At 61.9% G+C, this 25,239-nt stretch carries 21 protein-coding genes; 16 read left to right on the forward strand and 5 right to left on the reverse strand.

Annotated features, from left to right (window positions below):
• Nucleotides 1-126 precede the first annotated feature (126 nt).
• Together BUB62_RS08615 and BUB62_RS08620 are read left to right on the forward strand one after the other, a co-directional pair.
• Nucleotides 127-1,419 carry a metal-dependent hydrolase family protein gene (locus tag BUB62_RS08615; protein ID WP_073108781.1) on the forward strand — a complete coding sequence of 431 codons (1,293 nt, stop codon included), beginning with the start codon at nt 127-129 and terminating at the stop codon, nt 1,417-1,419.
• A 148-nt stretch (nt 1,420-1,567) separates the two neighbouring features.
• Complete coding sequence (locus tag BUB62_RS08620) at nt 1,568-2,095, forward strand: CinA family protein (protein ID WP_073108785.1); 528 nt, start codon at nt 1,568-1,570, stop codon at nt 2,093-2,095.
• A 26-nt stretch (nt 2,096-2,121) separates the two neighbouring features.
• On the opposite strand, the gene BUB62_RS08625 is transcribed toward BUB62_RS08620, so the two are convergent.
• Nucleotides 2,122-3,147, reverse strand: a complete 1,026-nt coding sequence (locus tag BUB62_RS08625; protein ID WP_084538986.1) for a hypothetical protein — start codon at nt 3,145-3,147, stop codon at nt 2,122-2,124.
• Between the two features lie 229 nt (nt 3,148-3,376).
• Between BUB62_RS08625 and BUB62_RS08630 the strand changes: the two genes are divergently transcribed.
• On the forward strand, nt 3,377-4,585 hold the full coding sequence (locus BUB62_RS08630) for a zinc dependent phospholipase C family protein (RefSeq protein WP_073108791.1): 1,209 nt from the start codon (nt 3,377-3,379) through the stop codon (nt 4,583-4,585).
• Between the two features lie 460 nt (nt 4,586-5,045).
• Nucleotides 5,046-5,780, forward strand: coding sequence for a peptidylprolyl isomerase (locus BUB62_RS08635; protein ID WP_073108794.1), 735 nt, complete (start codon nt 5,046-5,048; stop codon nt 5,778-5,780).
• Nucleotides 5,781-5,813: 33 nt separating this feature from the next.
• Here BUB62_RS08635 and BUB62_RS08640 read toward each other — a convergent pair whose 3' ends face one another.
• Both BUB62_RS08640 and BUB62_RS08645 read right to left on the reverse strand, forming a co-directional pair.
• Nucleotides 5,814-6,245 (reverse strand): hypothetical protein, encoded by a 432-nt coding sequence (locus BUB62_RS08640; RefSeq protein ID WP_073108797.1) that lies wholly within the window; start codon nt 6,243-6,245, stop codon nt 5,814-5,816.
• A 194-nt stretch (nt 6,246-6,439) separates the two neighbouring features.
• On the reverse strand, nt 6,440-8,548 hold the full coding sequence (locus BUB62_RS08645; protein ID WP_073108800.1) for a M13 family metallopeptidase: 2,109 nt from the start codon (nt 8,546-8,548) through the stop codon (nt 6,440-6,442).
• Between the two features lie 186 nt (nt 8,549-8,734).
• On the opposite strand from BUB62_RS08645, the gene xseA reads away from it, so the two are divergent.
• The 8 genes from xseA to BUB62_RS08685 all read left to right on the forward strand — a co-directional run bounded on the left by xseA (nt 8,735) and on the right by BUB62_RS08685 (nt 14,591).
• A complete protein-coding gene (gene xseA, locus BUB62_RS08650; protein WP_159437426.1) occupies nt 8,735-10,261 on the forward strand; it encodes an exodeoxyribonuclease VII large subunit in 1,527 nt (508 codons plus the stop codon).
• Nucleotides 10,258-10,494 carry an exodeoxyribonuclease VII small subunit gene (xseB, locus tag BUB62_RS08655; RefSeq protein ID WP_073108806.1) on the forward strand — a complete coding sequence of 79 codons (237 nt, stop codon included), beginning with the start codon at nt 10,258-10,260 and terminating at the stop codon, nt 10,492-10,494. The genes xseA and xseB overlap by 4 nt, the downstream gene beginning before the upstream one ends.
• Before the next feature lie 182 nt (nt 10,495-10,676).
• On the forward strand, nt 10,677-10,994 hold the full coding sequence (locus BUB62_RS08660) for a hypothetical protein (RefSeq protein WP_073108809.1): 318 nt from the start codon (nt 10,677-10,679) through the stop codon (nt 10,992-10,994).
• A 17-nt stretch (nt 10,995-11,011) separates the two neighbouring features.
• A complete protein-coding gene (locus BUB62_RS18970) occupies nt 11,012-11,716 on the forward strand; it encodes a hypothetical protein (RefSeq protein WP_143164090.1) in 705 nt (234 codons plus the stop codon).
• Between the two features lie 103 nt (nt 11,717-11,819).
• Complete coding sequence (locus BUB62_RS08670; RefSeq protein WP_073108814.1) at nt 11,820-12,512, forward strand: hypothetical protein; 693 nt, start codon at nt 11,820-11,822, stop codon at nt 12,510-12,512.
• A gap of 182 nt (nt 12,513-12,694) precedes the next feature.
• Nucleotides 12,695-13,384 (forward strand): hypothetical protein, encoded by a 690-nt coding sequence (locus BUB62_RS08675; RefSeq protein WP_143164091.1) that lies wholly within the window; start codon nt 12,695-12,697, stop codon nt 13,382-13,384.
• Nucleotides 13,381-14,196 (forward strand): sensor histidine kinase, encoded by an 816-nt coding sequence (locus BUB62_RS08680; RefSeq protein ID WP_073108820.1) that lies wholly within the window; start codon nt 13,381-13,383, stop codon nt 14,194-14,196. The genes BUB62_RS08675 and BUB62_RS08680 overlap by 4 nt, the downstream gene beginning before the upstream one ends.
• Nucleotides 14,193-14,591: a response regulator gene (locus BUB62_RS08685; protein WP_073108823.1), complete on the forward strand. Its 399-nt coding sequence runs from the start codon at nt 14,193-14,195 to the stop codon at nt 14,589-14,591. Before BUB62_RS08680 ends, BUB62_RS08685 begins: the two co-directional genes overlap by 4 nt.
• Nucleotides 14,592-14,845: 254 nt before the next feature.
• Here BUB62_RS08685 and BUB62_RS08690 read toward each other — a convergent pair whose 3' ends face one another.
• Complete coding sequence (locus BUB62_RS08690; protein ID WP_159437427.1) at nt 14,846-17,587, reverse strand: TonB-dependent receptor; 2,742 nt, start codon at nt 17,585-17,587, stop codon at nt 14,846-14,848.
• Nucleotides 17,588-17,797: 210 nt separating this feature from the next.
• Between BUB62_RS08690 and BUB62_RS19290 the strand changes: the two genes are divergently transcribed.
• Entirely contained in the window at nt 17,798-19,168 is a 1,371-nt protein-coding gene (locus tag BUB62_RS19290; RefSeq protein WP_073108828.1) for a hypothetical protein, read from the forward strand.
• 207 nt (nt 19,169-19,375) lie between these two features.
• Here BUB62_RS19290 and BUB62_RS08700 read toward each other — a convergent pair whose 3' ends face one another.
• The gene (locus tag BUB62_RS08700) at nt 19,376-19,732 is read right to left on the reverse strand and encodes an MGMT family protein (RefSeq protein WP_073108831.1); all 357 of its coding nucleotides are present in this window, start codon (nt 19,730-19,732) and stop codon (nt 19,376-19,378) included.
• A gap of 132 nt (nt 19,733-19,864) precedes the next feature.
• Here BUB62_RS08700 and BUB62_RS08705 point away from each other — a divergent pair, with 132 nt between their 5' ends.
• From BUB62_RS08705 to BUB62_RS08715, 3 genes are all read left to right on the forward strand, one after another.
• Nucleotides 19,865-20,368, forward strand: a complete 504-nt coding sequence (locus BUB62_RS08705) for a YciE/YciF ferroxidase family protein (protein ID WP_073108834.1) — start codon at nt 19,865-19,867, stop codon at nt 20,366-20,368.
• A 233-nt stretch (nt 20,369-20,601) separates the two neighbouring features.
• A complete protein-coding gene (locus tag BUB62_RS08710; RefSeq protein ID WP_084538942.1) occupies nt 20,602-21,765 on the forward strand; it encodes an efflux RND transporter periplasmic adaptor subunit in 1,164 nt (387 codons plus the stop codon).
• A 269-nt stretch (nt 21,766-22,034) separates the two neighbouring features.
• On the forward strand, nt 22,035-25,124 hold the full coding sequence (locus BUB62_RS08715; protein ID WP_073108841.1) for an efflux RND transporter permease subunit: 3,090 nt from the start codon (nt 22,035-22,037) through the stop codon (nt 25,122-25,124).
• Nucleotides 25,125-25,239 lie beyond the last annotated feature (115 nt).

The following is a 25,239-nucleotide window of genomic DNA, read 5'->3' on the forward strand; positions in this document are numbered from 1 at the left end:
GAGTATGGAATGCCGGCCGAAACAGGCCCGGCCAGCGCGGGAAGGTACATATTCCGGCCGATACGCCCGCGCGGGGCGCGCGCCGCTATGTTGTATCTTGAGCGCCCACGCTCCCACTTTCCCCTCATGATCAAACCGCTACCCACGCTGGCCTTGCTGGCCGCTACCCTGCTTACGGCCCCGCTGGCCGTGGCTCAGAAAACGTACGTGCAATGCGGCCGCCTGCTGGATATGCGCTCAGCCAAAGCCCAGACCGAAGTGACGCTGGTGCTGGAAAAAGGCCGCGTGACGGCCGTGCAGCCGGGCTACACCACCGGCACCGCCGCCGATAAAGTTATCGACCTGCAAAGCCGCACCGTGCTGCCCGGCCTGATTGACTGCCACGTGCACCTGGAGCATGAAACCAGCAAGGCCGCGTTCCTGCAGGAGTTCACCCAGAACCCCGCCGACGTAGCCTTCAGTGCCCTGGGCTACGCCCGCAAAACCCTGCTGGCGGGCTTCACCACCGTGCGCGACCTGGGCGGCTCGGGCGTGAACGTAGCCCTGCGCAACGCTGTGAATGCCGGGCAGGTAGTGGGGCCGCGCATCTTCACGGCGGGCAAGGCCATATCGGGCACCGGCGGCCACATGGACCCCACCAACGGCTACCGCGAGGACCTGATGGGCGTGCCCGGCCCGGCCGAGGGCGTGGCCAACGGCCCCGACCAGTGTCGGCAGGCCGTGCGCGAGCAGTACAAGCGCGGCGTGGATCTGATCAAGATTGCCAGCACCGGCGGCGTGCTGAGCGTGGCCAAAGACGGCAGCAGCGCCCAGATGACGGAGGTGGAAATAAGGGCCGTGGTGGAAACCGCCCGCGACCTGGGCCTGCGCGTGGCCTGCCACGCCCACGGGGCCGAGGGCATGAAGCGCGCCATCCGGGCTGGCGTGCAGAGCATCGAGCACGGTACGCTGATGGATGATGAAACTATGCAGCTGATGAAAAAATACGGCACCTGGTACGTGCCCACCATCACGGCCGGCAAATCGGTGGCCGACTCAGCCCGGATTCCGGGCTACTACCCGCCACTGGTTACGCCCAAGGCCCTGGCCATTGGTCCCAAGCTGCAGGCCAATTTCGGGCGGGCCTACAAGGCGGGCGTCCGCATTGCCTTCGGCACCGATGCGGCCGTGTACCGGCACGGCGTGAATGCGCTGGAGTTTCAGTACATGGTGGAGGCCGGAATGCCCGCTTACGAAGCCTTGCGGGCGGCCACCGTATCGGCCGCCGAGCTGCTGGGCGAATCGGAGAACCTGGGCACGCTGGAGCCCGGCAAGCTGGCCGACCTGGTGGCCGTAGACGGCGACCCGCTCCAGGACATCAAAATCATGCAGCGGGTGCGCTTCGTGATGAAGCAGGGCGTGGTATACCGGCAGGAGTAGCGGCAGTTGATGCGGATAGAAATCAGGCTGCCCGGTCCCTACCAAAATAGGGCCCCGCGCCACTGCCCGCGCAGCTCGACTGCAACCCGGGCCTAGCGCTCCGGCGTATGGAAAGGCTGTTTTTCTTTCTCCTGTTCGGTGCTACGCTATGAAAACAACGGATCTGAACGCGCTGATCAAGCAATTTCTTCAGCAGAAACTTTCCCTGGCCCTGGCCGAAAGCTGCACCTGCGGGCTGGTAGCGGCCCAGCTGGCCCCCACCGAGGGCATCGGCGAAGTGCTGCTGGGCTCGGTGGTCACGTATCAGGCCGAAGCCAAGCAGCGGCTGCTGGGCGTGAAGAAGAAAACCCTGCTCGAATACTCGGCCGAAAGCCAGCAGACCACCAACGAGATGGTGCAGGGCCTGCACCGGCTGCTGCCCACCGCCGATGTGTGCGTGGCCGTGACGGGGCTGTTTGGGGCGGGCGCCTCGGAGCAGCAGCAGAAGCCCGTGGGCACCATTTTCGTCACCATTCTCTTCGAGGGCCGCGCCCACGAATACCGCGAGGAGCTGAAGGGCAGCCCCGAAAAATTCGGCGCCCTGGCTGCCGATTTCATCTACGGCCAGCTCGCGCACCTGCTCCGGCAGCGCCAGGAGCTAGCGCTGAACACCCCGCTTTCTACCGCCAAAGCCTGAGCCCGGGCCAGCTGCCGCGCGGCCTACTAGCGCGGGGGCGGGCCCAGCATCAGGCGCAGGTTCAGGCGCACCACGTCGCCCATGCTGTGGCAGCGGCTGAAGGCGGTGGTGCAGTGGTGCTGGTTCAGCTCGGCCTTTAGCTGGTCGGTTTTGGCGGCGGGAGCCAGCTCGTCGCGGCGCATGCAGTCGAGCAGGGCCTTGAGGCGGTAGCGCTCCAGGCGCACGCGGCGCATCATCAGCACGCGCTCCTCGGTCTGGTACTGGCGGATGGCCTCGGGCTTCAGAAACTTGCTGCACATCTCAATCACGGGCAGATTGTCCTTGAAATACTGCGGCAGGTACATCGTTTTGCGGCCCTCGTAGCTCTGCTGGTCGAAGTCGATGGCCCGCACGCGGTACTGGTCGTCCTCGAAGTCGGGCGTGACGACAATGACGTAGTTATAGGAGCGCATATCGCCGAGCAGGCGGGCAAAGCAGCGCTCATTGAACTTGACGAACTCCTTGGCAATGCGCACCTGGTTGAAGTGCTGCTGGGGCATGCGCGTGCGGATAAAATCGTCGCCGGGGATGCCGGCAATGTGCTCTTCCACCAGCGTGTCGCCGCTCACTAGGTAGCTCAGGCGATTGGGCGAAAGCAGGTGCTCCAGCTCCAGGCCGTACACCCGCGAGGCATCGGCCTGCTTCACGTAGAAGTAGTCGTAGTTGTCGTTGAGCAGGTTCACGATGCGCACCCGAAACGGGTTGGAGTTGCCGAAGCGGCAGTAGTCAATGCGGTCGGCCTGCAGGTGGTCGGTAAAGGACAGGTCGCTGCCGGTTTTGAGCAGCGCGTACACCTGCGTGAGGCCCGCGCTCAGCTCGCGCAGGGCCTGGGGCTCATAAAACACGGTTTCCCAGAGCGTATCGCGCCCCTGCCGGTCGATGAGCGGAAACGCGCCGCTGATCTGGCGCAGGTCGCGGTAGCTGACCGGCAGCGGTGTTTCGCGGTCGTAGTGCCGCAGGTAGTCGCGCAAGGGCGGTTGAATGGGGTAGTGCAGCTTCTTTTTGGATATCATCAAGGTATTGGGTGTTAAATCTTCTGTCATCCTGAGCAGAGCGAAGGACCTTGTAGGATGGAAACGAGTCATTGCTACGCTTGTCGTTCTTTCGGAATAAGGTCCTTCGCTCTGCTCAGGATGACAGGTGGCGCAGGGTGACAGCTGGCGCATAACAAACGGGCGCTACCAAGCAGCGAAAAAAATCCCGAACTTCGCGGGGCCACAAACGGCTGCTTATCTCTTCGTCATGAAAAAACAGGTAATTCTACTGGCTTTGGTGCTTTTGTGCCCCATTATGTCGCCCGGCTGGGGCTTTCTGGCGCACCGCACCATCAATCAGGTAGCGGTGTATGCTTTGCCCAAAGCCATGCAGGGCTTCTACTTTCGGCACATGCCCGAGATAGTACGCCTGGCCACTGCCCCCGATGAGCGCCGCGAAGACGACCCCACGGAAGCCAACAAGCACTTCATCGACATGGACCACTACGGCGACGACCCCTTCGGGATGATGCCCAAGCTGTGGGAAAAGGCCCAGGCCAAATACTCGGCCGACACGCTGCGCAAGTACGGCACCGTGCCGTGGGTGATTATGGACGTGAAGGAAAAGCTCACCGAAGCCTTCCGCCAGCGCGACTCCACGGCCATCATCACCCTCTCCGCCGACCTGGGCCACTACATGGCCGATGCTTATGTGCCCTTGCACACCACCATCAACTACGATGGGCAGCTCACCAACCAGCAGGGCCTGCACAGCCTCTGGGAATCGAAGATTCCGGAGCGCCATATGGCTGAGTGGAAGCTGGACTCAGAGAAGGGCGACTACCTAAAAGACCCGCAGCGCGCCATCTGGCAGGTGGTGCAGGAGTCATACGGCTTTTTGGGCGCCACCTTCGATATGGAGGAGAAAGTGACCCGCACCTTCACGCCGGAAACCAAGTACGTTTTCTCGCACAAATACGGCAAAACCCGCCGCTCCTACTCCGACGCCTTCGCCGATGCCTACAACAAGGAAGTGGGCGCGCAGGTAGCCTATCGCCTCAAGCAGGCCCCCACCATGGTGGCCTCTTTGTGGCTCACGGCCTGGCAAGATGCCGGCAAGCCCGACCTGGACGCGCTGCTGGGCCGCAAACCCAGCAAGGAGGAAAAGGAAAAGCTGGCCGCCGAGCTGAAAGCCTGGGACAAAAACGAGCTGATTACCCAGGATCTGCTCCTGGCCTCGCATAAGGAGAAAAGAGTAGAAAAAGCCGACCAGATCAACTCGGCCAAGGATATGGCCCCCGTAGTGGAAGAAGCCGCCGCCGCTCCGGCACCCACCCCTGCCCCCGCCGCTACGCCCGCCGCGCCGGCCGCCAGCCCGGAGAAAGTGAAGGTGAAAACCAAAACCGAGGAAGGCACCAGCAAGCGCAAGGAGAAGAAGAAGAAGGAGGAGAAGAAGGAAAACGATGGCTGGAACTAACGGCCTTGACTAGCCGCAGCGCGGCGTCAGGTTTGTAGCATCAACGTCCCGAAGAACAACAAGCCGCGTAGCGGTGACAGAGCCGTTCGAGCGTTTCTGCCACCGCTACGCGGCTTTTTCGTGCCGTTACCTTTCATGCTACAAACCTGTCGCCGCGTTGCGGCTGTTCGGCCCATTTGAAGGAGCAGTGGTAAGGGTATACAAACCCAAGACGGCCCAGCAGCCCCAGCGGGGCGAAATATCGGTAGCAAAACGAGCTGCAAGTAGCACCACAGCCCCAGCGGGGCGACACCTTGTTCAACGATTGGTGCCGCCCCGCTGGGGCTCCGGCTGCATTGTGCCGGTTATGACTACCAATATTTCGCCCCGCTGGGGCTGTTGTTCGATACTCCGCACCTTGAGTTGGTTAGGCATAAAGGTTATGCTGCACAACTCCGCTTTTTTCCTTGTTTTTTGCGGTATGAAAGCGTCCTTGTTGTTTTCGCTCCTACTGGCCGGACTGTTGGCCAGCTGTGGCCAGCCCGAAAAGCCGGCGGCTACTGCCCCCGCGCCCCCACCGCCCGTACCCGGCCCCAGCCTTTCGGCCCTCACCGATACCAACGCCACGGCCCTGCTCACGCAGTACGGCCGGGAGTTTCCGGCTTCCGAAGTCATCGTGCACACCCGCCTGGGCGATATGCGCGTGAAGCTCTACGACGACGTGCCGGTGCACAAAGCCAACTTCCTGCTGCTGGCCCGTAAAGGCGTGTTCGATGAAACCGTGTTCAACCGCGTGGTGAAAGGCTTCGCCATTCAGGGCGGCCGCTCCGACCACCGCACCATTCGCATCAACCGCTACCACCTGCCGCCCGAAATCGTGCCCCAGCACTTCCACAAGCGCGGCGCCCTGGGCATGGCCCGCTACGACGACGACCAGAACCCCGGCAAGCTCTCCTCCAACTCCGATTTCTATATCGTGCAGGGCGAAAAGCTCACGCCCGCGCAGTCGGCGGCGATGGCGGGCCGACCGCTCACGCCGGCGCAGCAGCAGGTGTATGCCACCCAGGGCGGCGCGCCTTCCTTGGATGGCAAATACACCGTGTTCGGCGAAGTGGTGGAAGGCCTCGACGTTATCGACAAGATTGCCGCCGAGCCCGTCGGCACCGACAAATGGCCGAAAAAGGATGTTGAGATAAAAGTGGAGGTGCTGAAATAAAGCCTTGGCGGAAGTCTGAAGCCGCAAGCACGCTTACTGCGCCCGACGCACTTGCACCAGCCGCGCCTTGTTCACGTCGCCGGGCTGCTCCTGCAGCAGCTCGGCCAGCTCGGCCCGCGAGTAGGCCATGGTGTTGGCGGAAGCCTGAAAGTCCGGCTGGGCTAGGTCGGCTGCTGCGTCGGCCGCGTCTTTGCGGGCCGGGTGCAGGTAGGCACTGTCGGGCGTGACGCGGAACACGTGGTAGAAGAAATACCGCCGTTGCGCCGCGCCCGGCGGCTGAAACTGCACTACGTACACGTCGCCGGCCTGGGGCGCGGCCACCTGCGCCCGCAAGGCCGCCGCCGAGTCGGGAGCGGCGGCGGAAGCCGGGGCAGCCTGCTCCTGCCCGCCGTCGGGCTTCGACTTATTGCAGCCTGCGGCCAGCAGCAGAAACAGAGCGGAGGAAAGAGGAAGCAGGTGGCGCATAAGTCAGGCGTATAGTTCGTGGCAAAGGTACGTTTGTCATTGCGAGCGAAGCGAAGCAATCCGTCCTGGACAATGAGCCAAGCTTTGTAAACAAAAAAGCCCTGACGTATGCTTGCGTCAGGGCTTTCTGCTGAAAAGGAGCTTTTTACATTTCAGAGGACGGATTGCTTCGCGTTGCTCGCAATGACAGGCGGCTACCAGATCTTGGCGCGGGACTCCTGGGCGCGCACCATCTTGGCGTCGTCCTTACAGCCGAAGGCCTCGAAGAACTCGGGCATGTTCATCAGCGGGCCGTTGGTGCGGAACTGGGCCGGGGAGTGCGGGTCGGAGAGCACCTGCTGACGCAGGAATTCGGGCCGGGAATTGGTGCGCCACACCTGCGCATACGACAGGAAAAAGCGTTGCTCGGGCGTGAAACCGTCGATTTTGGTCTTCGGCTTGCCGGCCAGCGTCTTTTGCAGGGCCGTGTAGGCAATGGTGAGGCCGCCGAGGTCGGCCAGGTTTTCGCCCATCGTGAGCTTGCCGTTCACATACACCGAATCCAGGGGCGCGAAGGCCGAATACTGGGCACCCACCACGTCGGCGCGCTTGGTGAAGTTGGCCGCGTCTTCCTTAGTCCACCAGTCGCGCAGGTTGCCTTCGGAGTCGTACTGCCGGCCCTCGTCGTCGAAGCCGTGGGTCATTTCGTGACCGATAACGGCCCCGATGCCGCCGTAGTTTACCGCATCATCGGCCTTGGGGTCGTAGAAGGGCGGCTGCAGAATGCCGGCCGGGAAGACGATTTCGTTCATCGGCGGGTTGTAGTAGGCATTCACCGTGGGCGGCGTCATGCCCCATTCGTTGCGGTCAATCGGCTTGCCGAATTTCTTGTTTTCGTCGGCGGAAGCCCATTCGCGGGCCGCCAGCACGTTTTTCAGGTACGACTCGCGCGAGATGCTCAAGGCTGAATAGTCTTTCCACTTATTCGGGTAGCCGATTTTCACCACGAAGGCGTTCAGCTTTTTCAGGGCTTCCTGCTTGGTGGCAGCGCTCATCCAAGTGTTCTGCTGAATGTGCTCGGCAAAGGCCGCTTTCAAGTTGTTCACCAGTTCCAGCGCCTTCCGCTTGGCCTCCGGCGTGAAAGCCTTGTCTACGTACACTTGGCCGAAGGCTTCGCCCAGCGCGCCGTCCGTCGAGCGCAGCATGCGCTTCCAGCGCGGCTGCATCTGCTTGGCCCCGCTGAGCACCTGCGAAAAGCGGAAGTTTTCCTCCACGTACGCCTTCGGCAACGCCCCCGCCACCGACGACACCAGGTGCCAGCGCAAATAGGTTTTCCAGTCGCCGAGCGGCTCGGCTTTCAGCATCGTGTTGGCTTCCTTCAGAAAGGCCGGCTGCCCCACAATCACCGATTTGGCCGCGCCCAGCTGGTTTTGGGCCAGAATAACCGGAATGCCCAGGTTCGGATACTGCTTCTGCAGGTCCGCCGTGGTCATCTTGTTGTAGTTGGCGTACGGGTCGCGCAGGTCCACGGGGCTCTTGGAGGCCCGGGCCAGCCGCGTTTCGATGCGCATGACGGCCGCCGCGTTTTTGGCCGCCACGGCCGGCGCGTCGCCCATCAGCTTAAACATGTTCGTGATGTACGTCACGTAGGCCGCCTGAATGGTTTTCGAGCGGGCGTCGTCCTTCAGGTAATAGTCGCGGTTGGGCAGGCGCAGGCCGCCCTGATAAATCTGAACCGCGTATTGGGAGCTGTTTTTCTCATCCTGCCCCACGCCCATACTGAATACCGAGCCGGTGCCAATATTCTGCTGATGCGCCAGCGCCAGCTGCAGGCCCTTCAGGTCCTTGATGGCCTCAATGCGGGCCAGTTCCGGTCGCAACGGCTCAATTCCGGCCTTCTCAATGGCCATCGAGTCCATGGCCGAGGCGTAGTAGTCGCCTACTTTCTGGGCGTTGGAGCCCTTGGCGGCGCCGGTGTTGGCGGCGGTTTCTTCCAGAATCTGGCGCTGCACGGCCTGGTTCTTATTGATCAGCTCGTTGAAGCTCCCCCAGCTGGCTTCCGAGGCCGGAATCGGGTTGTTTTTCAGCCAGTTGCCCGAGGCATACTGAAAGAAGTTGTCGCAGGGCTGCACCGACTGGTCGATGTGGGCTACGTCCAGCCCGATACCTTTCGGGGTGGACTGCTCCGGGGCAGACACGGCGGCGGTAGTCATGGCGGCCGGAGCATCGGTGGTGGCGGCGGGCGTTTTACTGGAAGCGCAGCCCGCCAGCGTGAGCCCCGCGGCGGCCAGCGTGGCCAGCGTCAGCTGGTTTCGGTTTTTCATAGGAAGCAGGTTGAATGGGAAGGTTTTCGGCCGGAAAGGTAAGCGAAAATGGCTGTTCCGTGCTGCCCACCGGGAAAATCCGGAGCGCAGCACCCGAAGCTGAACAAGGCGCCGCGCCGCGGGTTGTTCGACCACCGCCACCCGCTTTGCTGGCGCTGCCCCCCCGAATTCCGTACCTTGCCGCCCATGCCGCCGCTGTTCAATCGTCGCCCCGAGCCGGGCCTGCCTTCGTCGCTGCCCCCGGTAGCGCTGCCGCTGGCCGAGCTGCTGGTGCGCGTGCGCCAGACCCTGGAAACCCGCTTCGCCGACTCCTACTGGGTATTGGCCGAAATTGCCGACCTCACCCTGCCCCGCTTCGACGGTGCCCACTGCTACCTCGTGCTTACCGATCAGCACACCACCGGGCGCGGGGCGCAGCTCAAGGCCCAGGCGCGGGCCACCATCTGGAGCCAGCGCTACCAGCAGCTGGCTCCGGCCTTCGCCGAGCAAACTGGCCAAGAGCTGCGCGTGGGCCTCAAGCTGATGCTGCGCGTGCAGGTCAAGTTTCACGAGCAGTACGGCCTGAGCCTGGATGTACTCACCATCGACCCCACCTACACCGTGGGCGAGCTGGCCCGGCAGCGCCTCGAAACGGTGCGCCGACTGGAAGCGCAGGGCTTGCTGGAGCGGCAGAAAAAGCTGGCCCTGGCGCTGGGTCCGCAGCGGCTGGCGGTCGTTTCGTCGCCCACGGCGGCCGGGTTCCAGGATTTCGTGCAGCAGCTCAGCGAGTCGGCCTATGATTTTGCCGTGAGCCTGTTTCCGGCCGCCATGCAGGGCACCGAGTCGCCGGCCAGCATCCGCGCCGCCCTCGACCAGATCCGGCCCCGCCGCCGCGCCTTCGATGCCGTTATCATCATCCGCGGCGGCGGCTCCAAAACCGACCTGCTCGCCTTCGACGACTACGGCCTGGCCGCGGCCGTGGGCGCGTTTCCGCTGCCCGTCATCACCGGTATCGGGCACGAGCGCGACGAGGCCGTGCTCGACCTGGCCGCTCACACGGCCCTGAAAACGCCCACGGCCGTGGCCGCTTTCCTGGCCGAGCGCCTGGGCCGCCTCGACGCCGTATTCGGCGGCTACGCCGAACGCATCCGGGAAGTGGCCGCGCAACAGCTGGCGGACCGTGCCGGGCAGCTCAGCCGCCTGGGCCGCTTCACCCGGCAGGCCGCCGAGACTCAGCTGGCCGCTCACCAGTCCGCGCTACGGCAGCAGCTGCGGGCCGCGGCCGTGGTGCCCCGGCAGCGCGTGCGCGAGCAGCAGCGGCAGCTGGCCCGCCTGGCCCACGCGCTGCCTCGCGCCGCCCGCCGCCAGCTGCTAGGCCATCAGACGCGGCTACGCACGCTGGGGCAAGGGCTCAGCCAGCGGTTTCGGCGGCTGCACCGGCGGCGGCGCGAGCAGCTGCTGCGCCAGCGCTACCAGCTGCAGCTGGCCACTGAGCGCCGCCTGCACCGCGCCCAGCTGCACCTGCTCACGCTGGATGCCCGCGCCCTGCCCGAGTCCGCCACGCTGGCCCGCCACGGCTACGTGCAGCTGCTCACGCCTTCCCATACCGCCGTGCCGCGCCCCGGCGACACGGTGCGCCTGGTGCTGCCCGCTACCACCCTCACGGCTCAGATTACGGCCAGTGTGCCGGTTTCCCCGCTTTCCGCTCCCGCTTCTCCCCTTTTCCCCGCATGACCACCAACGACACCACCTACCGCCAGGCCATTGAAGAGCTGGAAACCATTCTGCGCGCCCTCGAAACCGACACCGTGGACGTGGACGACCTGACGGCCCGCGTGCAGCGCTCCGCCGAGCTGATCCGGCTGTGCCGCCAGAAGCTGCGCAACGCGGAAGCCACTATTGACCAGGTATTTGAAAGCCTGGAGGACGATGAGGAGACAGATGAATTTGAGGAAAACGTGACTTAGTAGCCCGATTGGGGCGGCCGCGGGGCCACTTCCGATTTTGCCCCCGGACACTCCTTTTAAGCATATGCTCAACCAGGATGCTTGCATCCGGAACTGATTGCGCTATATTTGAATGCCTCAATAATGAGGTAGATTTGTCCAATTCTTTCTTCTTTCTTTTCCAACTCTCTCACACCCATTACATGCCACTACACGCTACCGACGGAGAATTCATCGACCTCGAAACCGCCAAGGCAGACACGGCCCGCTACCGCGCCGAGCCCGGCGCTATGGCCTTCAAAGCCCAGTTTTTCGGCAAAGACAACATCCAGGCGATATTCAACGAAGACCCCGACTGCCTGGGGGTGCGCATTTACAACTCCGTTGATGCCGACGGCAACAAAGGCTTCATCCTCGTGGGTGCCGTGGCCGATGAGAGTGACCTGTATGAAGGGAAGCTGCTGGCCAATGGGCCAGATTGCCCTACGTGCTGTGCAGCAAACAGCCCATTGAACGAATAATAGCCACTCTCTTGGATATGCCAACACTAGATAGCGCGAGTCTGGTCAGTATAGCGAAGCAATTGAATACTATTTCAGTTGTTTCCTATAGTGTTCCAGTACTAGCGTGCATCTGGCGTTGGCATTTTCTTTCCTCCCCTTACCGTACGCTCCTCCTTTTTGCGCTTTCCACTACTTTGTTACTCAATACATTATCAGAAGTAGGACGGCAGGTATGGCACAACAACCTTGTATATAATTATCTTATTATATGGACAGAAACGCTTTTTCTCGTTTATACTTACTTTAAAGCTTTTCATAATCGACGCAGCCAACGGATAATTATCGCAGCTGTTCTACTTTTTGTCCTTATAGCTTTGGTCGAGTTTTTAAATTGGAGTGGTTTATACTGGACCAAAACATACACTCGCATAGCGCAGAGCATCTTACTTTTAGGAGCTGCTCTGATGTACTTCGAGCAAGTGCTACAAGAATTGCGCAACATCCGGCTGGAACGTGACCCCATGTTTCTGGTTAGCGTCGGAGTTACGCTTTACTATTCCGGCACACTCATGGTTTTTGTCATGGAGGATTCTATGCACAAGCACCAACAGACCAATCAGATCTGGACGATGTACATGATCCAGTCGGTTTTGCTTATTGGTTTCAACGCGCTGCTGGCGCTGGCCTTATATCGGGCCAGCAAGAAGGAAAATCCCGTGATACGCTCGGCAACCTACTGAGCCGACTATTTTGTAGTTTTCGTTTCGTTCGTCACTTTTCATGTCGGCCGCCTCAGCATGTGGGGCCAGGCCGGCTTATTTTGTTTTCCCTCCCTCCTATTTTATGCCAGCAGCCGACATCGTGTGGTGGGCGAATTTGGCGAAGAAGCTGAATATTCTGGCGCTGCTCACGTTTCTGGTGCCGCTGGCCGTGGGACTCTGGCGGTGGCGGCGGCTGGCGGTAGCGCACCGGCCGCTGGTGTGGTTTGCCCTGGGGCCGGGCTGCGTGCTGGGCCTGGCCTCCGAAATAGGCCGCTATGTGTTTCGCAACAACATTGCGCCCCTACGCCTCACCGTGCTGGCCGAAACCCTGGTGCTGGGCTGGGCCTATTGGTACGCGCTGGATTCGCCGCGTACGCGCCTGTTTCTGCTGGGGGCGCTGGGCGTATTCGGGCTCGTGTTCGTGGCCGAGTCGGTGTACTGGCACGGCTTCTGGCGGGGCGAAAACGCCTACGCGCATACCGTTCAAACCTTTGTGCTGCTGAGCTTTGCACTGCTGTATTTTGAGCACCTGCTGCGCGAGCTGCACACCATCCGGCTGGAGCACGACCCGATGTTTCTCATCAGCGTGGGCGTGATGCTGTACTACGCCGGCACGCTGATGATCTTTCTGCTGGAAAACAGTATGCAGCGCCTCCACCAGATAGATGAAATCTGGACGATGTATATTATTCAAGCCGTGCTGCTTATGGTTTTCAACGGCTTCCTCACGCTGGCTCTCTGGAATGCGAACCGGCCTGCCAGGCCGGCTTCGTGAGCAGCGCTGTAGGGCCTTGGGCTGAGCCGGCGCGGGAGTCGCGCCCACCAGCTGCCGGTCGGGTTTTCGGAGTGCGCCGGCGCGCAAGACAACCGAAGGCCGCCCCGCGTTTCGCGTTAAATTCGTATCATTCACTCGCATCCGAATTCTGCTCTGTCCCGCGCCCTCGCCACCACTCCGCTATGCACATCCCTTCGTGGCTCATTACGATCTGTGCTTACATGGAACACCTGGCCAGCCTGGTAGTGCTGCTGCCATTGGGGCTGGCTTTCTGGCGCTGGCGCTGGCTGTCGGCCCCGCTGCGGGTGCTGGCGGCCTCGCTGATTTTCACGGAGCTGGTACTGCTGACTTCCAGCCTGATCAGCCTCTACCGGCCCGGCTGGATGTATGGCCTGTGGCACTTTTTCACCATAGTACAGACGCTGCTGTTCTTTCGCCTCTACTACCTCACGCTCAGCTCGCGGGCCATCCGCCGCGGCATTGTGGCCGTCGCCGTGGCCTTCACGGCCTTCGCCCTGCTCGATTCGCTGTACCTGGAGGGGCTGCACCAGGTGAATTCGTACACCCACGTAGCCCAGAGCGCCTTGCTGATTGGCCTGGCGCTTTTGTATTTCGAGCAGCTGCTCAACGATTTGCACGTGACGCGCCTGGAGCGCGACCCACTTTTTTTGGTAAGTGCCGCGGTAGTGTTGTATTTTTCGGGTACCGTCTTGTTGTACGTGTTTATGAATAAGCTTGCTACCCCCGCCGATCAGGCCAGCCAGCAAGTGATTAATACGCTTAATGCCGTGGTCAATCTGATTAAGTATTTCCTTTTCGCGCTGGCTTTCTGGTATACCGGCCGCACGCCCCAGGTTTCGCCGCGGATATGAGCGGCTGGCTCCTTCCCGTGATGCTGGCCACGCCGGTTCTGCTCTTGCTGGCTCTGGGCATTGTGGCCTTCGTGCTGCGCTACCAGCGCCGGCTGCTGCGCCAGCAGGAACAGCTGCGGCAGGTGCGCGATGCTTCCCAGCAGCAGGCCCTGGAAGCCGCGCTGCTGGCCCAGGAAGAAGAGCGCCGCCGCATTGCCGCCGACCTGCACGATGGCGTGGGCACCACCCTGGCCATTGTGAAGCTGCACCTGAGCACGCTCAACCAGCCCGCCCTCACCCAGGAAGCCACCGCCCTGCTCGATCAGGCCATCAGTGAGGTGCGGCGCATCTCGCGCAATCTGCTACCGGCGGCCCTGCAGAAATTCGGGCTGCCCTTCGCGCTGGATGCGCTGGCCCGCACCGTGCCCGCCGATGGCCCCACGCAGGTGCTCATTGAGCAGCACGGCCACCCCCGCCGCCTCGACCCCAAGCGGGAGCTGATTGTGTACCGCGTAGTGCAGGAGCTGCTGGGCAACGGCCTGCGCCACGCCCACGCCGAAACCATCAACGTCAGCGTCGATTTTGGCCCCGACTACCTTTCGCTGCACTACCTCGACAACGGCGTGGGCTTCGACCCCGAAACCAGCGACGTGCAGCCCGCGCCGGGCGGCCGCACCGGGCTGGGCCTCACCAACCTGCGCAGCCGCGTGGCCGTGCTGCGCGGCACGCTCCGCCACGAGTCGGCCCCAGGGGCCGGCAGCCGCATCTGGATTTCTTTCCCAATTCCGTATATTCCTGCCGATCAGGCTCCTACCTCAGTTTCCGCCTTATGAGTAACCCAACTATCCGTCTGGCCGTGGTTGATGACCACATTTTGTTCCGCAAGGGCCTACGGGCGCTTATCAGCGGCTTCGCGGGCATGGAAGTGCTTTTCGAGGCTGGCGACGGGCAGGAACTGCTCGAACACCTCGACCAGGGCACCGTGCCCGACGTGATACTAATGGACCTGCAGATGCCCGTGCTCGACGGCCTGCAAACCGTACGCCTGCTGCGGGCGCAGTACCCCAGCGTGCGCGTGGTCATCATCTCCATGCACGATGAGCCCGAGCTGATTGACAGCCTGCACACGGAAGGAGCCCACGGCTACCTGCTCAAAAACGCCAACCCCGAAGAAGTCCGCGGAGCCATCATGGCCGCCGCGCCAAGCGCCAAAGTAGCTTCGCTTTAAATAACCAGGGCCATTCTCCGGTTGTACCAGTCGCTGCTGCCTGACCTCACCCCCGGCCCCTCTCCTTGGGGAGAGGGGAGCCAGACGATCTTTTCATCAACCTTAAAACCATAGTAAGTTGTAAACTATGGCATAGTGGCCCCGGCAGGGTAATATGTTAGTAATTGAGGTGACGCTCGTCCCCACGCAAAAGCGCCGGCTTCCCTCGGGAGGCCGGCGCTTTTGCGTGGGGGATTTTGCAGAGGCCGGGCGGCTTACAGCGCCAGCGACATGCCCATGGTGAACGTGCGGCCGCGGTTGAAGAAAGCCTCCAGCGAGTTGACTTTGGTGGGGTCAACTACACTACGGGCCGGTACATCGGTGATGAAGTACTGGTCAAACACATTCAGCACCGAGGCTTTGAAGGAAATCCGATACCGGTCGCGGATGGGCCGGGCATCGTAGCCGAAGTGCAGGTCGAGGTTGCGGCTGGTAGGAATGCGGTAGGAGTCGGTGCGGTTTTCTTCCGAGAGCAGCGTGGTTGGGTCGAAGCCCGCGTAGTACTTGGAGAACAGCAGGAACGATGGGCGCACATAGAAGCCCGTGAAGGGCTCGTAACGCAGGCCCATCTGGAACTGATTCTGGGCCGCGTCGCCCACGTGCACGCCTTTGATGTAAATGGGTTTATCGTCAATCAGCACGTCGTTGTTTTCATTCACCTGCGTGAGGCTGCCGGTAGAGCTCCAGCGCCAGTCGCCAATGGAGATGGCCGCATTCAGCTGCACACGGCGGCTGATTTCCTGGGCCACATCCAGCTCGATGCCCATGTGGCGGGCATTCACATTGCGCACGTTGTTGTACACGGGAGTTCCATCAACGATACCCGTGCTGGAGCTGCTTTTGTTGGTCCAGTTGGTGATGTAGCCGTTCAGGTTGGCTTTCAGCGAAGAGTACGAAACGCCGTAGCCCAGCTCCAGCGAGGCAATGCCCTCGTTGCGGATGTCCTTCAGCTTGCGACCCGTATTCTGATCGAAAACGAAGTTAAAGAACGGCACCTTGCTGATGTAGCCCACATTGGCGAACAGGTTGTTGTGCTCCGTCAGGTTGTAGTTGAGGCCGCCTTTGAGGCTGTAGCCCGTCAGGCGGGCCCAGTCGGTTTCCACCCGTTTGCCATCGGCGTTGGTGTATTCGCGGCCATCGGCGGCTTTGTATACCTGGCCAAAGGCAATGGGCCGGATCTGGCCGTCCACGTCTACCTCGCGGGCCTTGAAGTGGTCGATGCGCTTGTAGGCAATCTGCGATACGGTGCCGCTGAGCACAGCCGATATGACCGGAGTTTTGTACTCAAGCTGGCCGTAGCCGCCCACCCAGTTGGTTTTGCCGTCGTAGTTGAAGCTAAGCTTGTCGCCTACTTTCAGGCGGGTATTCACATCCCGGTTGAAGTTGCGGGTGGTGGCACTCGTGTTCAAGGCATACTCGCCGCCCAGCAGGTCCCGGATTTCGGAGTAATGCTCGCCGTAGTACGTGCGGCCATCAATGCCGGCGGCCAGCGTCAGCTTGTCGGTCAGCTTGTAGTCGGCCCCGGTGATAAAACCATACCAGCGGTGGTTGTTCACGTTGTTGCGCAGGAAGTTGGTCGACTGGCGGGTCGGGTTGGGCGAAGCGGCAACGGCGTTGCTGTTCAGGTCGAACACCGCCTGGATGTTGGACTGGCCAGTGTTGGGGTCCGGGTTAATGGTGCTGAAAGGCGACGCCCCGCCCCCTGAGCCGAAAGAAGCATATACCACCGTGGAAAAGAACAGCCGGTCGGAAGCATTCCAGTAGTGGTTCAAGTTGATCTGCGGCTTATGGTAGTAGTTCAGCCGGTCATTCACCACTTCGCTTTCTGCGGTTTCATACACGCGCTCCGTGCCTTCGAGGCGGTAGCGGCGCAGGTAGCCCCAGTTCGGGTTGTACTGGAAGCCCCGGTCACCGTTGGATACGGGGTCAGCCCCCATTTCCCGCGCTTTTTTATTGCTATACACCCCAATCTTGCTGGCGAAGCTGCGCTGACCGTGGCTCTGCGGCGAGCCCATAGCGGTGAGGGAGAAGCGGTGCGCACCCATTTTCTTGCTCACGTTGCCAAAATACGTCCAGGCATCGTCAAACGCCTGATCTACCCAGCCATCGGATACACGGCGCGAGCCGTAGCCCACGAAAGCCCAGTCGCCCTTCAGCGTGCCGCTGCTGAGCATGAGCGAAGCTTTGCGGAAGCCATTGGAACCGCCTTCGATGCGGCCCAGCACGCTTTTCTTGTCGTCGATGCCGCGGGTCAGCACGTTGATGGTGCCGCCTACCGAGGGCACCGCAATACGCGAGGCCGACAGGCCGCGCTGCACCTGCATGGATTTGGTCACGTCGCCCAGGTCCCAGTTGGACCAGAACACGTTGCCGTTTTCCATGTCGTTCACGGGCACGCCGTTCACCATCACGGCCACATTGCGCTGGTCGAAGCCGCGGATGCTGATGCGGGAGTCGCCGCTGCCGCCGCCCTGCTGGGTGGCATACACGCCGGGGGTTTCGTTCAGAATCAGGGGCAGGTCGCGGTTGGAGAGAGTTTCGCGCAGCTTCACCTCGTTCACGGCCGAGTAGGCCACGGGTGTTTCGCGCTCCACGGCAATGCCCAGCGAGCCTACCACCTGCACTTCGTTCAGGGTGGCATTGTCGGCGGCCAGCGAGAAGGTAGCGGTGGCATTCTGGGTGCCGATGGTGACGCGCTGCTCGGTGAGCTTATAGCCAATGAAGGAGGCCTTCACCGAGTAGGTGCCGGGCTGCAGGTTGGGCACCACGTAGGTGCCGTTGCCGTCGGCGCCGGCTCCGGTGTTCACGCCGTTGCCAGTCACTTGCACCGTGGCGCCGGGCAGGGTTTCGCCGCTGAGCTTATCGAGCACCCGGCCTTTGATGGAGAATGTGCCCTGGGCCGTCGCGCTCAGCACGACCAGACAGGTAAGCAAAAAGGTGAGTAAGGTGTGTTTCATGCGGTACAATGAGGATTGCAGCGTTTGCGCTAAGCAAAGATAGGACATTGGCAAATAGCCGGAAAGCCCGGCCGGCGGGTTTGTGCGGGGCGGGCAGGGCACGTATCTTTGAGATTGGCTGCCGGGCGGGCTCTGGCCCGGCTACCGGTTGCTGCCAGCTCTGGCCAGAGCCCTTTTCCGCGTTTTTACCGCTTGTTATCCGCTTCCCTCATGACGCTACGCTCCTTACTTCTGCTGTTGTTGTTCGCGGCCCCGCCGGCCCACGCCCAGATGGCCATTCATCAGGTAGACCTGCGCGAGCAGAAGCTGGTGCTCGACAAGCCCACGTTTCACGTCACGGAAGTGGTGGATCTGCGGGCACAGCACTTGGGTATTGGGTGGGTGCAGGTGGGTATGGGCAACATCCGGGTGCCGGCCAACCTGGCGGGCGGCGTGCGCGAAGGGCTGGGCGGCTGGCTGCAGGTGCAGCTGCCGCCCCGGCCAAGCAGCCGCCCGGTTATCATGCGGGTGCACGAGCTGCGCATTGATGAGCAGACCAAAGCCACCTCGGAGAAAGCCACGGCTGATGTAGATGTTGATTTTGTGCAACAGCAGGCCGACGGCAGCTACTACGTGGTGCAGCGCTTCATTGAGCACGAGGAAAGCAAGGGCCTGGAAACCACAGCCCGTCACGACGACCACATTGTGGCCTGCGTGCAGCGGGCCTGCGCCCAGCTCAATGCGCTGGACTGGAGCCAGCGGCTGAAAACCGCTACTGTGCTTACCGAGGAGCAGATGCGCAACCGCGGGGGCCGCAAACCGGCTCCCTACACGTACGCCATTTTGGCGGCCACCCCGCCGCCGAAGGGCATCTACCGCACTTTCCTCGACTTTCGCAACAACAAACCCGTGGCCGCGCCCGCGCTGGTAGTGGAAAAAAAGCCCCGCACCGCCGCCGGCTGGCAGGGCACCTACGAGGTGGAAGCCTACACGCCCGTGGGCACGGCACGGGAGCCGCTACGCGACGTGTGGGGCTTTTCCGACGGCGAGCAGGCCTACATTCTGCGGCAGCGCCACTTCTACCCGCTCCAGCTCGCCGGCCAGGATTTTACCTTCGATGCCCGCGCCGTAGCTGACCCCGGCGCGGTGAGCACAGCGGCCGTGCTGGGCGGGGCAGCAGGGGCAGTCATTGCTTCGGTTTCGACCAGCGGCGAGCGGCAGCAGTACACCCTAGATATGGCCACGGGACGAGTGTCAGATTTTGCTTACCTCGACCACCTGGCCCAGCACGATACGGCTACCGTGGTAGTATACCGGCGACCGGGCGGCCTGAAAGCGCCCGTGAGCGTGCAGCTGGACGGCCGGGAGCTGGCCGCGCTGCCGCCCAACGACTTCGTGTCGATTCCGTGGACCAGCAAGACCCGCGAAATTTCCCTGTGCCTGCCGGGCGGTGAGGCGGCGTGCCTCAGCTTCATTCCGGTCTTCGGCCTGAATACCTACGTGGACCTGGAAGCCAAGACCGAGGCCGCTAAGCCAGTGCTGTCGGTAGTGCCAGGCAAGGAAGGCGAGTTTTACGTGAAAAAGATGCGCCGCAAGCCGTAAAGGGCATGTGCTTCGTTGGAACGTCATGCCGAGCGAAGCCGAGGCATCTCGCGTACTGACGTTGTTGGAACAAGAACGGTCATGCTGAGCTTGTCGAAGCATCTCTACCATGCCGCTTGATTAGCATTACAACGAAGCGGTAGAGATGCTTCGGCAAGCTCAGCATGACCGTTTTTCATGCCCGCAGAGTAGTGCAAATAGTTGCTGCTACTCCAGCTCCGTGGCCGGGTCCCAGAACCGCTTTTTGAAGTCCTGCACTTCGTCGTCCACTACCTGTACGCCTTCGGCTTCGAGGGCCTGCTGCATGGCGGTGGGCGTGGCGAAGTGGTGGCGGCCGGTGAGCAGGCCCAGGCGGTTGATGACGCGGTGAGCGGGCACGTAGGCGTCGGCGGTGTGGGCCGCCATCATGGCCCAGCCCACCATGCGGGCGCCGTGCCGCGCGCCGAGGTAGTGGGCAATGGCCCCGTAGGTGGTCACGCGGCCGGCCGGCACCAGGCGCACTACTTCATGGACTTCCGCGAAAAAATTGCGGTGGGCTTCGGTGGGGTTGCGGGGCAGGCTCATGGGCAAAAGAGGCGGGAAAAGGCGCGGGAAAGGTAGGCATCTGGCCGGCGCGGGCCAAGCCCGGCCGCAACGCCCGCACCGGCGGGCACGTATCGAGGTTCTGTCATTTCCATCCTTAACCTCATCCGCATCATGGGCATTTTCTCGGATAAACTCACCACCCTCGACGACCTGTTTCACGAACAGCTAAAGGACCTGTACAGCGCTGAAAACCAGCTACTGAAAGTACTGCCCGATATGGCCGACAAAGCCAAGGACGCGGGCCTGAAAAAAGCCTTCCAAAGCCATCTGGAGGAAACCAAAAACCAGGTAGCCCGGCTGGAGAAAATCGGCAAGCTGCTCGACATCAGCCTCACCGGCCACGAGTGCCAGGCTATGAAGGGCCTGTTGAAGGAAGGCACCGACATGATTCATGAGGATGCTACCGACGAAGTGAAGGACGCAGGCCTCATTGCCTCGGCCCAGCGCGTGGAGCACTACGAAATTTCGGGCTACGGCACGGCGGCGCACTACGCCCAGCGCGTGGGCCAGGCCGAGGCCGCCAAGCTGCTGCACGAGTCGCTGAGCGAGGAGCAGGCCGCCGATACCAAGCTCAACAACCTGGCGAAAGGCTACATCAACCAGAAAGCCCTGTAGATTGCTCGGCCGTGCCCAGGCACCGCCATCATACCGAAGCCCGGTTGGCCAACTGGCCGGCCGGGCTTTTTGCGCGGCCGGCGAAGTTGCAACCCATGGGCTTTTTTGGTGTCTTACCCCCATGCCGACCCGCACCCATCGGGCCGACGTAAACTCAAAGCGCCTGATCGGCGTTGTTACTCGTTACCCTACCCCTACCGAGCGGCGGCTTTAGGTCGAAATATCCTCAACGTATGCACACCCAGGAACAAGAGCGAGAAGCAATAGAAGTGACAGAAACTCCGACCAGCACCAGCCGCCGCATCCTATGGATAGTCCTCACGCTGGCCGTTTTGGCCGGGCTGGTGTTTGTGAAGATGAAGTATTTTCCTTCTCCCAATGCGGACGCCAAAGGGGGCGGCAAGGGCGGGGCGGGCGGCGGCAAAGGGGGCCCTGGTGGCCCCGGCGGCAAGGGTGGCGGGCCCAAGCTGGCCGTGCAGGTATACGTGGTGAAGCCCACCAGCCTCGCCGATGAAGTAGCCGCTACTGGCTCGGTGCTGGCTGAGGAGTCGGTAGTAATCAAGAGCGAGCTGTCGGGCAAAATCACCAGCCTCAGCATTCGGGAAGGCCAGCCGGTGCGCAGGGGGCAGCTGCTGCTGAGCATTAATGCCGACGAGGCCCAGGCCGCCATCAGCAAGCAGCAGTATAATATAAAGCTGTTCCGCGACCAGGAAAAGCGCCAGCGCACTCTGCTGGCCAAGGAATACATCAGCGCCCAGGAATACGAGCAGGCCAACAACCAGCTGCTCACGGCGCAGTCGGATCTGCGGGCGCTGCAGGCCTCGCTGGACAAGGCCTACGTGCGGGCCCCGTTTGATGGCGTGCTGGGCCTGACCACCGCCACGGTGGGCACCTACGTGAGCCCCGGCACCGAGATAACCACCCTCTCCCGCGTGCGGCCGGTGAAAATTGACTTTGCCGTGCCCGGCCGCTTCGCCGCCAAAGTGCGCGTGGGCGACGTAGTAGTCATCACCGACGAGGGCACCAGCAAGAAGTACGAAGCCAAAGTGTACGCCCTCGACCCGCGCATCGACCCGGTGAGCCGCACCCAGCCGGTGCGGGCCCGCTTCGCCAATACCAACAATGAGCTGCGCCCCGGCGCGTTCGTAAAAGTAAACCTGCAGCTCGGCGAATCGGCGGATGCCCTGCAGGTGCCCACCGAGGCCGTGATTCCGGAGGCCAGCGGCTACAGCGTGTACACCGTGAAAGGCGGCAAAATGGTGCCGAAGAAAGTGAAGATTGGGGTGCGCTCCGATAAGGTGATTCAGATTATCGACGGCCTGGCCGTGGGGGATTCCGTCATTCGGACCGGTATTCTGCAGGTGAAGCCGGGCGACGCTGTTAAGGCCACCAAGTAAGCCAGAACGAAGCTCCCCTCCTCAGAGGAGGAGGGGACGCGGCGGCGCAGCCGACGCTGGGGTGGTTGACTCGTTGCTGATGTTGTTTGGTTGAACAAGACATTAATAACCGCAAAAAGTCCTGCCCGCGCCAGCTGCTTTCTTTCTAGTCAACCCGCTATCATCCACGATAAACAACATCAGCAACGAGTCAACCACCCCAGCCGCGCCTTCGGCACGGCGTCCCCTCCTCCTCTGAGGAGGGGAGCTTCGTTCTGACAACCAACCATATGAGCTTATCCAGCACCAGCATAAACCGCCCGGTCCTCGCCATTGTGATGAGCTTGGTTATCGTCATTTTCGGCGTGATTGGGTTTCGCTACCTCAGCATCCGCGAATACCCGAGCGTGGACCCGCCTATCATTACCGTGTCGGCCAGCTACACGGGGGCCTCGGCCGACGTCATGCAGGGGCAGGTGACAGAGCCGCTGGAGGAAGCCCTGAACGGCATTGCCGGCATCAAGAACCTGACCTCCAACTCCCGCGACGGCCGCACCCAGATTACGGTAGAGTTTGACCTCGACGCCGACCTGGAAACCGCCGCCAACGACGTGCGCGACAAGGTATCCGGAGCCCAGGGCCGCCTGCCGCGCGACATCGACCCGCCCATCGTGAGCAAGGCCAACGCCGACTCCCAGCCTATTGTCATCACCTACCTCGGCTCGAACAAGCGTACCCTGCTGGAGCTGACCGACTACGCCAACAACGTGCTCAAGGAGCGCCTGCAGACCATTCCGGGCGTGTCGGAAATCCGGGTGTTCGGCGAGCGGAAGTACTCCATGCGCCTGTGGATGGACCCCGTGAAGCTCGCGGCCCTGGGCGTGAGTCCCGTGGACGTGCAGGCCGCCCTCACCCGCGAAAACGTGGAGCTGCCCAGCGGCTCGGTGCAGGGACAGAACACCCAGCTCACCCTGCGCACCATGGGCCGCCTCACTTCGGTGGCCGACTTCAACAACCTGATTATCCGCAAGGATGCTGCCTCCCTGGTGCGCCTCTCCGACATCGGCTACGCCGAGCTGTACCCGGAAAACGACCAGACCATCTTCCGGGTGAACGGCGTGCCGGGCGTGGCCCTAGCCGTGATTCCGCAGCCCGGCTCCAACCAGATCGACATTGCCGACGAGTTCAACAAGCGCATCAAGCTCTACGGCAAGGACTTGCCCAAAGACCTGGAGCTGCGCCCCGCCCTCGACAACTCGGTGTTCATCCGCAGCTCCATCACGGAGGTGGAGCACACCATCATCGAGGCCTTCGTGCTGGTGGTGGTCATCATCTTCCTGTTTTTGCGCGACTGGCGCTCCACGCTCATTCCGGTGGTGGCCATTCCAGTGTCCCTGGTTGGTATTTTCTTCGTGATGTACCTGCTCGACTTCTCCATCAACGTGCTGACGCTGCTGGCCATCGTGCTGGCTATCGGGCTGGTGGTGGACGATGCCATTGTGGTGCTGGAGAACATCTATTCGCGCATCGAGGAAGGCGAAGACCCCAAAACGGCCGCCATTAAGGGCTCGGAGGAAATTCTGATGGCCGTTATCAGCACCACGGTGGTGCTGGCGGCGGTGTTTCTGCCGGTGGTGTTTCTCACCGGCATCACGGGCCGGCTGTTCCGCGAGTTCGGCATTGTGGTGGCCGGCTCGGTGCTGATTTCGGCGTTTGTGTCGCTGACGTTGACGCCGATGATGTGCTCGGTTCTGCTGAAGCGGCAGGAGAAGCACAACTGGTTTTACCGCAAGACGGAGCCGTTTTTTGAGCGCCTGATCGGGGGCTATCAGGACAGTTTGCAGACCTTTCTGCGCAACCGCTGGCTGGCCTGGCTGGTGGTGGCGGGCACGGGCGTGGGCATCTGGTTTTTCATGAAAACCCTGCCCTCGGAGCTGGCCCCGGTGGAAGACCGCAGCCGCGTGAACGTGAATGCCACTGGCCCCGAGGGCGCGTCGTTTGAGTTCATGGACGCCTACATGGCCCAGATTACCAAGCTGGCTGTCGACTCGACCGGCCCCGATAACCTGAGCAGCGTGTTCACGGTCACCTCGCCGGGCTTTGGCGGCGGCTCCAACTCCGGCATTGCCCGCGTGCTGCTGGTGGAAGCCGACCAGCGCCCCCGCTCCCAGCAGCAGGTTTCGGATGCGCTGAGCGCGGGCGTGAAGCGCCTCACGGCGGCCCGCACCTCCATTTCGCAGGATCAGAGCATCGGCTCGGGCGGGGGTGGCCTGCCCGTGCAGTTCGTGGTGCAGACCCAGGACTTTGAGAAGCTGCGCGAGGCCGTACCCAAATTTCTGGATGCCGCACGCCAGGATCCTACCTTCCAGTTCGTGGACGTGAACCTGAAATTCAACAAGCCCGAGCTGCGCGTCAACATCGACCGGGAGAAGGCCCAGAGCCTGGGCGTGAGCGTGCAGAGCATCAGCCAGACGCTGCAGTCGGGCCTGAGCGGGCAACGCTTCGGCTACTTTATTCGGGATGGTAAGCAGTACCAGATTATCGGGCAGGTGGCCCGCGAAGACCGCAACCAGCCCCTGGACGTGCGCCTGCTGTCGGTGAAGAATAACCTGGGCCAGCTCGTGCAGCTCGACAACGTAATCCGGCTCACGGAAAGCAGCACCCCGCCCCAGCTCTACCGCTTCAACCGCTACAACTCGGCCACGTTCTCGGCCTCCCTGGCTCCCGGCAAAACCCTTGGCGACGGCATCGCAGCCATGCAAAGCATTGCCGATAAGAGCCTGGACGACACCTTTTCCACCGAGTTGGCCGGGGCCTCCCGCGACTTCCAGGAAAGCTCCTCCTCGCTGGTTTTCGCCTTCGGCCTGGCCCTGGTGCTGATTTATCTGGTGCTGGCCGCGCAGTTCGAGAGCTTCCGCGACCCCATCATTATTATGGTAACGGTGCCGCTGGCCCTGAGCGGGGCACTGCTGAGTTTGTGGTATTTCAACCAGACGCTGAACCTGTTTTCGCAGATCGGTATCATCATGCTGGTGGGGCTGGTGACCAAGAACGGCATCCTCATCGTGGAATTCGCCAACCAGCGCGTGGAGCAGGGCGTGGACTACATGACCGGCCTGGTGGAGGGGGCCACCGCCCGCTTCCGCCCCATCCTGATGACGAGCCTGTGCGCCATCCTGGGCATTCTGCCCATTGCCATTGCTACCGGCGTGGGTGCCTTGAGCCGCCGCGCCATGGGCATCGGCGTGGTGGGCGGGCTGTTCTTCGCCACGGGGCTCACGCTCTACGTAGTGCCGGTGATGTACTCGTATTTCGCTACGGCAAAAAAGCACGGTAAAAAGCAGGATGAAGCTGAGCCACAAGAGGCCGTAACGGCGTAAAAACAACTATAAATGGAACGTCATGCTGAGCTTGCCGAAGCATCTCTACTGCAGTAGTAATTGATTTTACTTTGGCAGTAGAGATGCGTCGGCAAGCTCAGCATGACGTTCCGAT

It is taken from the genome of Hymenobacter daecheongensis DSM 21074 (assembly GCF_900141805.1).
Lineage (GTDB): Bacteria > Bacteroidota > Bacteroidia > Cytophagales > Hymenobacteraceae > Hymenobacter > Hymenobacter daecheongensis.

Bases quoted from the DNA above. Each gene is read 5' to 3' on its own strand.
- BUB62_RS08615 (WP_073108781.1), top strand. From the start codon at position 127: ATGATCAAACCGCTACCCACGCTGGCCTTGCTGGCCGCTACCCTGCTT.
- BUB62_RS08670 (WP_073108814.1), top strand. From the start codon at position 11,820: ATGCCAGCAGCCGACATCGTGTGGTGGGCGAATTTGGCGAAGAAGCTG.
- BUB62_RS08635 (WP_073108794.1), top strand. From the start codon at position 5,046: ATGAAAGCGTCCTTGTTGTTTTCGCTCCTACTGGCCGGACTGTTGGCC.
- BUB62_RS08675 (WP_143164091.1), top strand. From the start codon at position 12,695: ATGCACATCCCTTCGTGGCTCATTACGATCTGTGCTTACATGGAACAC.
- BUB62_RS08710 (WP_084538942.1), top strand. From the start codon at position 20,602: ATGCACACCCAGGAACAAGAGCGAGAAGCAATAGAAGTGACAGAAACT.
- BUB62_RS08630 (WP_073108791.1), top strand. From the start codon at position 3,377: ATGAAAAAACAGGTAATTCTACTGGCTTTGGTGCTTTTGTGCCCCATT.
- BUB62_RS08620 (WP_073108785.1), top strand. From the start codon at position 1,568: ATGAAAACAACGGATCTGAACGCGCTGATCAAGCAATTTCTTCAGCAG.
- BUB62_RS08685 (WP_073108823.1), top strand. From the start codon at position 14,193: ATGAGTAACCCAACTATCCGTCTGGCCGTGGTTGATGACCACATTTTG.
- BUB62_RS08625 (WP_084538986.1), bottom strand. From the start codon at position 3,147: ATGATATCCAAAAAGAAGCTGCACTACCCCATTCAACCGCCCTTGCGC.
- BUB62_RS08700 (WP_073108831.1), bottom strand. From the start codon at position 19,732: ATGAGCCTGCCCCGCAACCCCACCGAAGCCCACCGCAATTTTTTCGCG.
- BUB62_RS18970 (WP_143164090.1), top strand. From the start codon at position 11,012: ATGCCAACACTAGATAGCGCGAGTCTGGTCAGTATAGCGAAGCAATTG.
- xseB (WP_073108806.1), top strand. From the start codon at position 10,258: ATGACCACCAACGACACCACCTACCGCCAGGCCATTGAAGAGCTGGAA.
- BUB62_RS08715 (WP_073108841.1), top strand. From the start codon at position 22,035: ATGAGCTTATCCAGCACCAGCATAAACCGCCCGGTCCTCGCCATTGTG.
- BUB62_RS08640 (WP_073108797.1), bottom strand. From the start codon at position 6,245: ATGCGCCACCTGCTTCCTCTTTCCTCCGCTCTGTTTCTGCTGCTGGCC.
- BUB62_RS19290 (WP_073108828.1), top strand. From the start codon at position 17,798: ATGACGCTACGCTCCTTACTTCTGCTGTTGTTGTTCGCGGCCCCGCCG.
- BUB62_RS08690 (WP_159437427.1), bottom strand. From the start codon at position 17,587: ATGAAACACACCTTACTCACCTTTTTGCTTACCTGTCTGGTCGTGCTG.
- BUB62_RS08680 (WP_073108820.1), top strand. From the start codon at position 13,381: ATGAGCGGCTGGCTCCTTCCCGTGATGCTGGCCACGCCGGTTCTGCTC.
- BUB62_RS08660 (WP_073108809.1), top strand. From the start codon at position 10,677: ATGCCACTACACGCTACCGACGGAGAATTCATCGACCTCGAAACCGCC.
- BUB62_RS08645 (WP_073108800.1), bottom strand. From the start codon at position 8,548: ATGAAAAACCGAAACCAGCTGACGCTGGCCACGCTGGCCGCCGCGGGG.
- xseA (WP_159437426.1), top strand. From the start codon at position 8,735: ATGCCGCCGCTGTTCAATCGTCGCCCCGAGCCGGGCCTGCCTTCGTCG.
- BUB62_RS08705 (WP_073108834.1), top strand. From the start codon at position 19,865: ATGGGCATTTTCTCGGATAAACTCACCACCCTCGACGACCTGTTTCAC.